The 12,045-nt window shown below is 72.4% G+C and carries 10 protein-coding genes; 6 read left to right on the forward strand and 4 right to left on the reverse strand.

Going from position 1 to position 12,045, the window contains the following annotated elements; genetic code table 11:
- Positions 1–36 precede the first annotated feature (36 nt).
- The 4 genes from LADH09A_RS15425 to LADH09A_RS15440 all read right to left on the reverse strand — a co-directional run bounded on the left by LADH09A_RS15425 (position 37) and on the right by LADH09A_RS15440 (position 4,316).
- Positions 37–1,104: an NADH:flavin oxidoreductase/NADH oxidase gene (locus LADH09A_RS15425; RefSeq protein ID WP_238645852.1), complete on the reverse strand. Its 1,068-nt coding sequence runs from the start codon at positions 1,102–1,104 to the stop codon at positions 37–39.
- Between the two features lie 70 nt (positions 1,105–1,174).
- Positions 1,175–2,479 carry a dicarboxylate/amino acid:cation symporter gene (locus LADH09A_RS15430; RefSeq protein ID WP_238645899.1) on the reverse strand — a complete coding sequence of 435 codons (1,305 nt, stop codon included), beginning with the start codon at positions 2,477–2,479 and terminating at the stop codon, positions 1,175–1,177.
- Positions 2,480–2,701: 222 nt separating this feature from the next.
- Complete coding sequence (locus LADH09A_RS15435; RefSeq protein WP_238645854.1) at positions 2,702–3,358, reverse strand: DUF998 domain-containing protein; 657 nt, start codon at positions 3,356–3,358, stop codon at positions 2,702–2,704.
- On the reverse strand, positions 3,351–4,316 hold the full coding sequence (locus tag LADH09A_RS15440; protein WP_238645855.1) for a glutathione S-transferase family protein: 966 nt from the start codon (positions 4,314–4,316) through the stop codon (positions 3,351–3,353). Before LADH09A_RS15440 ends, LADH09A_RS15435 begins: the two co-directional genes overlap by 8 nt.
- A 106-nt stretch (positions 4,317–4,422) precedes the next feature.
- Here LADH09A_RS15440 and pcaF point away from each other — a divergent pair, with 106 nt between their 5' ends.
- The 6 genes from pcaF (at position 4,423) to LADH09A_RS15470 (ending at position 12,030) form a co-directional block, all read left to right on the forward strand.
- A complete protein-coding gene (gene pcaF / locus LADH09A_RS15445; protein ID WP_238645856.1) occupies positions 4,423–5,628 on the forward strand; it encodes a 3-oxoadipyl-CoA thiolase in 1,206 nt (401 codons plus the stop codon).
- A 110-nt stretch (positions 5,629–5,738) separates the two neighbouring features.
- On the forward strand, positions 5,739–6,551 hold the full coding sequence (locus tag LADH09A_RS15450; RefSeq protein WP_238645857.1) for an SAM-dependent methyltransferase: 813 nt from the start codon (positions 5,739–5,741) through the stop codon (positions 6,549–6,551).
- A 4-nt stretch (positions 6,552–6,555) separates the two neighbouring features.
- On the forward strand, positions 6,556–8,775 hold the full coding sequence (locus tag LADH09A_RS15455; RefSeq protein WP_238645858.1) for a putative bifunctional diguanylate cyclase/phosphodiesterase: 2,220 nt from the start codon (positions 6,556–6,558) through the stop codon (positions 8,773–8,775).
- A gap of 55 nt (positions 8,776–8,830) precedes the next feature.
- Positions 8,831–9,331: a DUF456 domain-containing protein gene (locus LADH09A_RS15460; protein ID WP_238645859.1), complete on the forward strand. Its 501-nt coding sequence runs from the start codon at positions 8,831–8,833 to the stop codon at positions 9,329–9,331.
- A gap of 66 nt (positions 9,332–9,397) precedes the next feature.
- Positions 9,398–10,144, forward strand: a complete 747-nt coding sequence (locus tag LADH09A_RS15465) for an MBL fold metallo-hydrolase (RefSeq protein WP_238645860.1) — start codon at positions 9,398–9,400, stop codon at positions 10,142–10,144.
- A 299-nt stretch (positions 10,145–10,443) separates the two neighbouring features.
- Complete coding sequence (locus LADH09A_RS15470) at positions 10,444–12,030, forward strand: amino acid permease (protein ID WP_238645861.1); 1,587 nt, start codon at positions 10,444–10,446, stop codon at positions 12,028–12,030.
- Positions 12,031–12,045 lie beyond the last annotated feature (15 nt).

Below are 12,045 nucleotides of genomic sequence, written 5' to 3' on the forward strand. Positions count from 1 at the left end.
GCGGCTGCGCACGGCGGCAGCCGCCCGACCGGACGATCAGGCCGCGCGTGCGTACTGGGCGGGGCCGGAGTACGCGACGCCGAGCTTGGCGGCGGCCCGGCGCGGCCAGTACGGGTCGCGCAGCAGCTCCCGGCCCAGCAGCACCAGGTCGGCCTCGCCGCTGGCGACGATCTGTTCGGCGTGCTCGGGCTCGACGATCAGGCCCACGGCGCCGGTCGGCACACCGGCGTCGCGGCGGATCTGGGCGGCCAGCGGCACCTGGTAGCCGGGGCCGAGCGGGATGCGCTGGTGGGTGCTGACGCCACCGGAGGACGCGTCGACCAGGTCGACGCCGACGCCGGCCAACTCGCCGGCGAGCACCACGCTGTCCTCGATCGTCCAACCGCCCTCGACCCAGTCGGTGGCGGAGATCCGGGTCAGCACCGGCACGTCCTCACCGACGGCGGCGCGCACCGCGCGGGCCACCTCCAGGGTGAGTCGCATCCGGGCGGCCCGGTCGCCGCCGTAGGAGTCGGTGCGGTGGTTGGTCAGCGGCGAGAGGAACTCGTTGAGCAGGTAACCGTGCGCGGCGTGGATCTCCACGGCGGCGAAGCCGGCGTCCAGCGCACGCTCGGCGGCTGCCGCGAACGCCTGGACCACGCCGGCGATGCCGGCCTCGTCGAGGCTGGTCGGCGTCCGGTAGCCGGCGGTGAACGGCTCCGAGCCGGGCGCGACGGGCGTCCAGCCACCCTCGGTGTCGGGCACGCCGCCGCGTTCCGGAGCCCACGGCCGGTAGGTGGAGGCCTTGAACCCGGCGTGCGCGAGCTGCACGGCCGGCACGGCGCCGTGGGCGGCGACGAACGCGGTCACCGGTCGCCAGGCGTCGACGTGCGCGCCGGACCACAGCCCGGTGTCCTGCGGGCTGATCCGGCCCTCGGGGAGCACGGCGGTCGCCTCGGTCAGGATCAGGCCGGCGCCGCCGACCGCGCGACTGCCGAGGTGGATCAGGTGCCAGTCGGTGGGCAGACCGTCGGGGCCGGCCGAGTACTGGCACATGGGCGCCATGGCGATCCGGTTGGGCAGGGTCACCGCGCGCAGGGCCAGGGGGGCGAACAGGGAACTCATGGGGTCATCCTCTCGAAGACGGCGACGGGCCCCTCCGGGGAGGGGCCCGTCGCCGTCGGTGCCAACTGGATCAGGCGGGTACGGGGCTCAGCTCGTCCTGTCGGGCCGGCCGGGGGTCGGCGACCGGCTCCGGGTCGGTCAGGTCCCGCCGACCGGCGGACTCGTACGCGGCCCGGTCGAGGGTGCCCTCGCGGGCGGCGACCACGGTCGGCACGAGTGCCTGGCCGGCCACGTTCGTGGCGGTGCGGATCATGTCCAGGATCGGGTCGATGGCCAGCAGCAGGCCGGCGCCGGCCAGCGGCAGACCCAGCGTGCTGAGGGTCAGGGTGAGCATGACGATCGCGCCGGTCAGGCCGGCGGTGGCCGCCGAGCCGACCACCGAGACGAAGGCGATCAGCAGGTAGTCGGTCACGCCGAGCTGCACACCGAACACCTGGGCCACGAAGATCGCGGCGAGCGCCGGGTAGATGGCGGCGCAACCGTCCATCTTCGTGGTGGCGCCGAACGGCACCGCGAACGAGGCGTACTCGCGGGGCACGCCGAGCCGCTCGACGGAGCGCTGGGTCACCGGCATGGTGCCGACCGAGGAGCGGGACACGAAGGCCAGCTGGATCGCCGGCCAGGCGCCGGCGAAGAACCGCAGCGGGTTGAGGCGCCCAGCGAGGATCAGCACCAGCGGGTAGACCACGAACAGCACGATGGCGCAGCCGACGTAGACGGCGGTGGTGAACTTCGCGAGGGGGGCCAGCAGGTCCCAGCCGTACGAGGCGACGGCGTTGCCGATCAGGCCGAGGGTGCCGATCGGGGCGAGGCGGATGACCCACCAGAGCGCCTTCTGCACGATCTCCAGCAGGGACCGGTTCAGCGCCACGAACGGTTCGGCGGCGTCGCCGACCAGCAGGGCCGCGGCACCCACGACGACGGCGAGGAAGACGATCTGCAGGACGTTGCCCTCGACGAACGCGCCGACCGGGTTGGTGGGCACGATGCCGGTGAGGAAGTCGGTCCACGAGCCGGTGTTCTTCGGCGGGGCCGCACCACCCAGGTCGAGGGTCACGCCCCTGCCCGGGTTGGTGAGCAGGCCGAGGCCGATGCCGATGCTCACCGCGATCAGGGCGGTGATGCCGAACCACATCAGGGTCTTGACGGCGAGCCGGGCGGCGTTGGCGACGCCGCGCAGGCTGACCACGCTGACCACGATGGCGGTGAAGACCAGCGGAGGCACGGCCAGCTTGAGCAGCTGGATGAAGAGGCTGCCGACGGTGTGCAGGGTGCTGGTCAGCCAGCTCAGGTCGTTGGCGCGGGCCAGGAAGCCCAGCGCGACGCCGAGCACGAGGCCGAGCAGGATCTGCACGGAGAAGGGAATCTTGCGCAGGCCGAAAGGCATGAGACGTTGTCCAATTGTCTGGTTCCGAGCGGGTGGGCGTAGGTGGTGCGGCTACGCCGGACAGACGCCGCTGGCCTGCAGTCGGAGATCGACGTACAGGCGCTCGGTGAGGCCCCAGACATTGGTCATCGCTCGCCGACGTTACGCCGATTCCCGCGCAAAGGAAGGGGTGATCGGCGTGAGGCTCCTTACATCCCGTCGCGCGTCGCCCTACCGGCGGGCCAGGGCGAGGATGGTCCCGGTCGCGACGCCCCACAGCACCGCGACAGCGAGGACCAGCCGCTCCAGCACGCCCACCACCGGACCCCGGCCGAGGACGAGCATCGCCAGCCCCACCGTTGCGCAGAGCGGCAGGGCCACCACGGCGGCCATGCCGGCCAGCCGACGGAGCACCGGGCCCGCCGGCCCGGACACCGCGAGCGTGACCATGGCGAGGACCACCGAGGCGGTCGCCGCGATGCTCGTGCCACCGTGCACCAGATCCGCCGCCGTCGCCCGCTCGAACGGTGGCAGTGGGCAGCCGGCGGAGCAGGTCACCGCCCCGGACACGGCGGTGAAGACGGCGCCGGTGGCGAGCAGGGCCGGTGCCGCCCACACCCCGGGAGGCAGCGCCGCGCCGACCAGCAGCAGAGCGGCAGCCAGGGCGAGGATCCCGATCCGGTACGTCGTGGCGTGACCGCTGCCGGCGATGCCCGCCTCGCTGACGTACCCGGTGAGCCCTGGACCGGGACCGGCGATGACGGCGGCGGTCACCGCGACCGCACCGGCCAGCGCGCAGCCGGCCGCGGCGGACCCGGCGACGCGGCGGGCGACGTCGGCGTAGGCCCTCGGCGCGGTCGTGGTGCCGGGCCGACCCGGCTCAGCCACGCCCGTGCGGCGTGCTCCACCCGGAGTCGTCAGGCCCGAGCGGCACGATCCCGCTCGGGTTGATCTCCCGGTGGGTGCCGTAGTAGTGCCGCTTGATGTGGTCGAAGTCCACCGTCTCGCCGAAGCCCGGGGTCTGGAACAGGTCCCGGGCGTACGCCCAGAGCACCGGCATCTCGGTCAGCTTCTGCCGGTTGCACTTGAAGTGGCCGTGGTAGGCGGCGTCGAAGCGGACCAGCGTGGTGAACAGCCGGACATCGGCCTCGGTGATCGCGTCACCCATCAGGTAGCGCTGCCCGGCCAGTCGCTCGGACAGCGTGTCCAGCCGGGCGAAGAGTGCCCGGAACGCCTCGTCGTACGCCTCCTGGGAGGTGGCGAACCCGCACCGGTAGACGCCGTTGTTGACGTCGGTGTGGATCTCGGCCATCAGCGCGTCCATCTCGGGGCGCAGCGCGACCGGATACAGGTCCGGCGCCCCCGCACGGTGCAGCGACCGCCACTCGGTGGAGAGGTCGAGGGTGAGCTGCGGGTAGTCGTTGGTGACGACCCGGCCGGTCAGGGTGTCGACCAGCGCCGGCACGGTCACCCGGCCGGTGTAGTCCGGGTCGGTGGCCAGGTACGCCTCGGAGAGGAAGCTCACGCCGAGGACCGGGTCGAAGCCGTCCGGGTCGAGGGCGAACGCCCAGCCCCGTTCGTCGCGGATCGGGTCGACGGTGCCCAGCGAGATCGCGTCGTCCAGCCCGAGCAGGCCCCGCACGATCCTCGCCCGGTGCGCCCACGGGCAGGCACGGCACCAGATCAGCCGGTACCGGCCGGCCTCCAACGGCCAACGGTCCTGCTCGTCGGGCCCGCCACCGGGCGGGGAGGTCGAGTCGGCGGTCACCCGACCGGTGAACCGGTTGGGCTGACGGACGAACGCGCCGCCGCCGCTGGTCTCTGCGCTGAACTGGGCCCGGGCCATGCCGTCAACCTATCCGCTGCCGACGCGGATATCCTGGCGGCCGGCAGCCCCCGCGACCCGGTGGGTGTGCCCCACCCCCGCCGTCTGCACCCCCGAAGGACTCGCGATGACCGTGGCATACCTGGTGGCCGGTGTCCGCACCCCGATCGGCCGGTACGCCGGCGCGCTGGCCGGCGTCCGCCCCGACGACCTGGCCGCGCACGTGATCCGCGAGTTGGTCGCCCGCCACCCGTCGGTGGACTGGGCGCGGGTGGACGACGTCGTGCTCGGCTGCGCCAACCAGGCCGGCGAGGACAACCGCAACGTGGCCCGGATGGCGGCGCTGCTGGCCGGCCTGCCGCAGGAGGTGCCGGGCAGCACCGTCAACCGGCTCTGCGGCTCGGGCCTGGACGCCCTGGCCACCGCCGCCCGGTCCATCGTCGCCGGGGACGCGGAGCTGGTGGTCGCCGGCGGGGTGGAGAGCATGAGCCGGGCCCCCTTCGTCATGCCGAAGGCCACGTCGGCGTACTCCCGCTCGGCCGAGGTGCACGACACCACCCTGGGCTGGCGGTTGGTGAACCCGCTGATGCGCGACGGGTGGGGCGTCGACTCGATGCCGGAGACGGCGGAGAACGTGGCCGCCGAGTACGGCGTCAGCCGCGCCGAGCAGGACGCCTTCGCGTACCGCTCGCAGCAGCGCGCGGCCAGGGCGCAGGCCGAGGGCCGGTTCGCCGAGGAGATCGTGGCGGTGTCCGTGCCGGCCGGCCGTCGGGAGACCCGGCTGGTCGAGGTCGACGAGCACCCCCGGGAGACCACGCTGGAGAAGTTGGCCTCGCTGCCAACCCCGTTCCGCGACGGCGGCACGGTGACCGCCGGCAACTCCTCGGGCGTCAACGACGGGGCGGTGGCCCTGCTGGTCGCCAGCGAGGCGGCGGTGCACCGGTACGGCCTCACTCCACTGGCCCGGATCGGTGGGGCGGCGGCAGCCGGCGTACCGCCCCGGATCATGGGGATCGGCCCGGTGCCGGCCACCCGCAAGCTGCTCGACCGGGTCGGCGTCGGGCTGGGCGCGGTGGACGTGGTGGAGCTGAACGAGGCGTTCGCCGCGCAGTCCGTGGCGGTGTTGCGCGAGCTGGGGCTGCCCGTGGACGCCGAGCACGTCAACCCGAACGGCGGCGCCATCGCGCTGGGGCACCCGCTCGGCGCCAGCGGCGCGCGGCTGGCGCTGACCGCCGCCCTGGAGTTGCGCCGTCGCGGTGGTCGCCGGGCTCTGGCCACCATGTGCATCGGTGTCGGTCAAGGGATCTCGCTGTTGCTGGAGTCAGCCGCCTAGAGTGGTCCACACCACACGACCCGCGGGTCGACCGGTGCCCACGCGTGCCCGCTGCGCGCCCCGACGCCGGTGCTGTCCCGCGCCGCGGCGATGAACTGGGGAGCACGCTGATGCCGGACGGACTGCCGACCGAGATCGATCTGACCAGGCCCAGCGCGGCCCGGGTGTACGACTACTTCCTGGGCGGGGCGCACAACTTCGAGATCGACCGGCAGTTGGCCGAACAGATCGCCAGCATGACCCCGAATCTCGCCGCCACCATGCGCTCCGGCCGGGACTTCCTGCGCCGGGCCGTCCGGGTGCTGCTCGACGCCGGCATCGACCAGTTTCTCGACATCGGCTCCGGAATTCCCACCGTGGGCAACGTGCACGAGGTGGCCCAGGGGGTCAACCCCAAGGCCCGGGTGGTGTATGTCGACATCGACCCGGTGGCGGTCGCGCACAGCCGGGAGCTGCTGGCCGGCAACGAGCTGACCGGGGTGATCCACGCGGACCTGCGTGAGCCGGAGCGGATCCTCGCCGAGACCCGGCAGCTCGGGCTGATCGACTTCAGCCGGCCGATGGGCATCCTGCTGGCCGGGGTGGTGCACTTCATCCCCGACGGCGACCGGCCGGAGGAGATCCTGGCCACCCTGCGGGCCGCCGCCGCGCCGGGCAGCTTCCTGGTCGTCTCGCACTCCACCTTCGAGGACCAGCCGCAGGAGATGCTGGACGCCCAGCGCCTCTCCGCGCGGACGGACACCGAGATCACCCTGCGTTCCCGCGCACAGGTCACCGGTTTCTTCGGGGACTGGACGGTCCTCGAACCGGGCGTGGTGCACATGCCGCTCTGGCGTCCCGACTCACCGTCCGACGTGGACGAGCACCCGGAGCGGTTCGGCGCCTTCGGGGGCGTCGCCCGGTACGACCAGCGCGCCGGCTGATCCCGTGGCCGCCGTCCCGGACCCCGCCGGGGTCGATGCCGGCCGGGACCCCGCCGGGGTCGACGCCGGCCGGGACCCCGCCGGGGTCGACGCCGGCCGGGCCGATGCGCAGGGGTACGCCGCCGACTGGGCCCGTGCGGTACGCCGCCTCGGGTTCGTGCCGCTCAGCGCGGCCGAGACCGAGCGGCTGCTGCTGGTGCACACGATCCGGCTGGCGCAGGCGGTGCGGGCGGAGCCGTTCACCGCCCGCACCGCCGAGGAGGTCGGGTGGGCGCTGGTGGAGGCGCACCTGACCGAGCCGCAGGCCCTGGACTGGACGCTGCACGCCCTCGGTGCGGATTTCGCCGACCGGGTGCTGGGTGCCGTCGACCGGCCGGTGGACCTCACCGACCGGGTGGCGGCGATGCAGGGCGCGTTGGCCGCCGGGTTCGCCCGCGCGCTTCGCGACCGCACCTTCAGTCAGCAGGAGCGGATCGCCCGGTCTGCCTGGCAGGCGCGCGACGAGGTCGAGCAGGCGCTGCGCGACAGCGAGGCACGGTTCCGGGCCGTCTTCACCGGCGCCGCGATCGGGATCGGCATCGCGGGCGTGGACGGTCGGATCATCGACGTCAACCAGGCCTTCGCCGACATGCTCGGCTACTCGATCGAGGAGTTGTGCGAGACCAACGTGGCGGCACTGTTCCACGCCGACGACGCCGCCGGGATGTGGGAGCTGTACCAGGAGCTGATCGAGGGCAAACACGACGCGGCCCGGGTGGAGAAGCGCTACCACCGCAAGGACGGCAGCGTGGTCTGGACGGATCTGGCCGTCTCACTGATCCGGCACGACGACGGCCGCCCCCGGTTCACCGTCGCGATGATCGAGGACATCACCCAGCGGTACGAGCTCCAGCAGCGGCTGCGCTTCCAGGCCCTGCACGACCCGCTGACCGGGCTGCCCAACCGCACGTTGTTCTTCGAGACGCTGGGTCGGGTCCTCGACGGCGCGGGCACGGGGCGGCGGGTCGGGGTCTGCTTCCTCGACCTGGACGGCTTCAAGGCGATCAACGACAGCCTCGGTCACGACCTCGGTGACCGGCTGCTGGTGATGATCGGCCGGAGGCTGGCCGCGTGCGTGGCCGACCGCGGCCACCTGGTCGCCCGGATGGGCGGCGACGAGTTCGTGATCCTCGTCGACGGAGGGGACGACATCGACGACGCGATCGCCGTCGCGGAGGCCGCACTGGAGGCCGTCGCGTCCCCGGTGCACGTCGGTGACCACCAGTTGGCTGTCTCGGCCAGTGTGGGCATCGTGCAGTGCCCGGCCGCGGAGACCACCCCGTCCGAGCTGATGAAGGCCGCGGACACCACGCTGTACTGGGCGAAGGCGGCGGGCCGGGGCCGGTGGGCGGTCTACGACCCGGAGCGCAGTGCCCGGGACATCGCACGGTCGGCGCTGGTGGCCGGGCTGCCGGCCGCACTGGAACGGGGCGAGTTCGTCCTGCACTACCAGCCGATCGTGTCGCTGCTGGAGGGCAGGATGCTCGCGGTGGAGGCGCTGGTCCGGTGGGAGCACCCGGAGCTGGGCCTGATCGGGCCGGACCGGTTCATCGGCCTGGCCGAGGAGACCGGCCTGATCATCCGACTCGGTGAGTGGGTGCTGCGGCAGGCCTGTCACGACGCCGAGCGGTGGTGGCGGGAGTTCCCCGAGGCCAGGCTGGTGGTCAGCGTCAACCTGGCCGGGCGACAGGCCGACGACCCGGCGATCGTGGAGACCGTGGCCGACGCACTGCACACCAGCGGGCTGCCCGCGGATCTGCTCCAACTGGAGCTGACCGAGAGCGCGGTGATGGGCAGCGCCGACGAGCCTCTGCGCAGCCTGTACCGGCTCGCCGCGCTCGGTGTCCGGCTGGCGGTGGACGACTTCGGCACCGGGTACTCCAACCTGGCGTACCTGCGGCGGCTGCCGATCCACTGCCTGAAGCTCGCCGGCCCTTTCGTCGAGGGCATCCGCGCCGACGGGACCGACGTCGCCGCCGACCACCGCGACGAACGGATCGTCGACGCGTTGGTCCGGTTGGCGCACGCGTTGGAGCTGTGGGTGACCGCCGAGGCGGTGGAGACCGGGGTGCAGGCGGAGCGGTTGCGGGCGCTGCGCTGTGACACCGGGCAGGGACGATTCTTCGGTGCCCCGGCCCCGGCCGACGCGATCACCGCTCGGCTCCGTGGCGGGGTGACGGCGTGAGCGGGGGACCACTACGGTTCGGTCGGCACCGATGGCGACGATGGAGGGTGGCGACGTGAGCCTGACGGACTCGCAGACCGTGGTGACGGTGGTGGCCGGGCTGGCCATCCTGGCCGGGTTGGCCGGCGTCGTGGTGCCCGGCCTGCCGGCGTTGCCGCTGTGCTGGGGTGGTGTGCTCGTGTGGGCGGTCTTCGGCGGTGCGGGCATGGGTGGCTGGGCCGTGTTCGCCGCTGCCACGGTGGTCGCGGCGGGCGGCGCCGTGATCAAGTACGCGTGGCCCGGCCGGAACCTGAAGCGCACCGGTGTGCCGACGTCCACACTGCTCGCCGGCGGGGTGCTCGGCATCGTCGGTTTCTTCGTGGTGCCGGTCGTGGGGCTGGTGCTCGGCTTCGTCGCCGGGGTGTGGGCGGCGGAGCGGCTGCGGCTCGGCAGCAACCAGCTCGCCTGGCCGTCCACCGTGCAGGCGCTCAAGGCAGCCGGTCTGTCGATGCTGGTCGAGTTCCTGGCCGCCTTTGTGGTGGCGGCCCTCTGGGTGACCGGCCTCCTCCTGACGTGACCCGCTGCCCTCGTTCGGACGAGTTCGGGGCGGGCCGGCGGCGCCGCGGCGGCTAGGGTCGAGGCCATGCGCGTCGTGGTGCTTGGCGGTCTTGGTGGCTGGCCCACCGCCGAGCAGGCGTGTTCGGGCTTTCTGGTCGAGCACCAGGGCTTTCGGCTGTTGATCGATCCTGGCTACGCGACCCTGCAACCGCTGCTGGCCCGGCTGCCCGCCTCGGCGGTCGACGCGGTGTACGTCAGCCACGGCCATCCCGACCACTGCGCCGACCTGCAGCCGCTGCTGCGGGCACGGGTGTTGCCCGACCGTCCCGCGCCGGCCCTGCCGGTGTACGCGCCTGGCGGCAGCCTCGACCCGTTGCTCGCGATCGACGAGTCCGGGCTGGTCGACACGGCGTACGAACTGCACGCGTTCGCGCCCGGTGACACCTTCGACGTCGGCCCGTTCACGGTGCGGACCTGGTCCCTGCCGCACTGGGTGCCGAACGCCGGGGCGCGTTTCTCCGCCGACGGGACGGTGCTGGCCTACACCGGGGACACCGGGCCGAGCCCGGCGTTGGTCGAGTTGGCCCGTGACGCCGACCTGCTGATCGCCGACGCGACATACGTCGACGAGATTCCGGAGCGAAACGTCGGATTCTTGTCGAGCGCAACCGAGGTGGGTCGCTATGCCACTGCGGCAGGGACCAGAGCGGTCCTGCTGACTCACCTGTGGCCGGGCACCGCGCCCGACGCGGCGGTCGCCGCGGCCCGGCGGGCGTACACCGGTTGGGTCGGCGTGGCCCGTCCGGGCCTGCTGGTCGACCTGCCCGCCTGAGCGTGAGGGCTCGTCGTGCCGGGGTTCGGGGGCGCGGGGCACTTGTCGGGCACGGCGGATCGCCGCGCTGAGAGAGAGGTTGTGCCCCGCGCCGCCGCGGTCCGGGCGGTCCGAGCGCCCGGGGGTGAGCCCTGCTGTCGGGCCAGGTCACAGGCTCAAGGATGCGGCCGGCGTGGCCGCAGCGGCAACACAATTAGCCGCCGGCGGTGACATTCCCGGCGGGTATGTATTGACCGTCTTGATCGCCCGGGATCACACTTTGCCCACTCGCACGCGGAACCACCTCAGGGAGGTGTGCAGTGGCAACGACCCCCGTGCCGACCGCCGAGCAACCGATGGACGACGACGCCCGACGGCTCGCCGAACTCGGCTACAAACAGGAGCTGCGCCGCAAGTGGAGCGGCTTCTCCAACTTCGCCATCTCGTTCTCGATCATCTCGATCCTGGCCGGCTGTTTCACCACCTTCGGGCAGGCGTGGAACAACGGTGGACCGGTCGCCATCTCCTGGGGCTGGCCGCTGATCTCCCTGTTCATCCTGATCATCGGTTTCTGCATGGCGGAGCTGGTGTCGGCGTACCCGACCGCGGGTGGGATCTACTGGTGGGCGGCCACCATGGGTCGCCCCGTGCACGGCTGGTTCACCGGCTGGCTGAACCTCATCGGTCTGGTGGCGGTCACCGCGTCGGTCGACTACGGCTGCGCCACGTTCCTCAACCTCACCCTGTCGGCGCTCTTCGACGGCTGGGCCGGGACGCTGCGCCAGGCGTTCTTCCTCTTCGTGATCATCCTGGTGCTGCACGGGCTGATCAACATCTTCGGGCACCGGATCATCGACGTACTCCAGAATGTCTCGGTCTGGTGGCACGTGGCCGGCGCGGCCGTCGTGGTGGCCATCCTGGTCTTCGTGCCGGACAACCACCAGAGCTTCCAGTTCGTGTTCACCGAGCGGTTCAACAACTCCGGGTTCGGTGACGGCGACATCGGGGGGTTGACGTTCTGGTTCTACGTGCTGCCCCTGGGTTTCCTGCTCACCCAGTACACGATCACCGGCTTCGACGCCTGCGCGCACGTCTCGGAGGAGACCCGGGGCGCCTCGCAGGCCGCCGCGCGGGGGCTCTGGCAGTCGATCTTCTATTCCGCGGTCGGCGGCTGGATCCTGCTGCTGGCGTTCCTCTTCGCGGCCACCGACGTCGAGGCGGTCAACGCCGCGGGTGGGTTCTCCGGAGCCATCTTCGAGTCGGCGTTGACGCCGGTCTTCTTCAAGATCGTCATCATCATCTCCACCATCGGCCAGTTCTTCTGCGGGATGAGTTGCGTGACCTCGATGAGCCGCATGGCCTACGCGTTCAGCCGGGACCGGGCGGTACCCGGGTGGCGGCTCTGGTCGAAGGTCGACCGCAACGGCACCCCGGTCAACGCGATCATCGGCGCCACCCTGGCCGGCCTGGTGCTGACCCTGCCGGCGCTCTACGAGAGCTCGGCCGGCATCCCGGTCGCCTTCTACGCGGTGGTCTCGGTGGCGGTGCTCGGGCTCTACCTGTCCTTCCTCATCCCGATCGCCCTGCGGCTGCGGATGGGCGACCGGTTCGTGCCGGGGCCGTGGACGCTCGGCCGCAAGTACAAGCTGCTCGGCTGGATCGCGGTGATCGAGATCGCCGTGATCGCGGTCTACTTCGTGCTGCCGATCGTGCCCGCCGGGGTGCCCGGCAACGACGGGTTCACCTGGTCGGCCGTCAACTACGCGCCACTCGCCGTCGGCGGGGTGCTGCTGGTGGTCGCCGTCTGGTGGTACGCCTCGGCCCGCACCTGGTTCACCGGACCAGTCCGTACCGTCGAGGAGCCGGCCGCCAGGTCAGAGCCGGCGGCGGTCGACGGCGCCGATTGACCCGCGCCGGGCCCG

It is taken from the genome of Micromonospora cabrerizensis (genome assembly GCF_022230955.1).
GTDB classification, from domain to species: domain Bacteria; phylum Actinomycetota; class Actinomycetes; order Mycobacteriales; family Micromonosporaceae; genus Micromonospora; species Micromonospora cabrerizensis.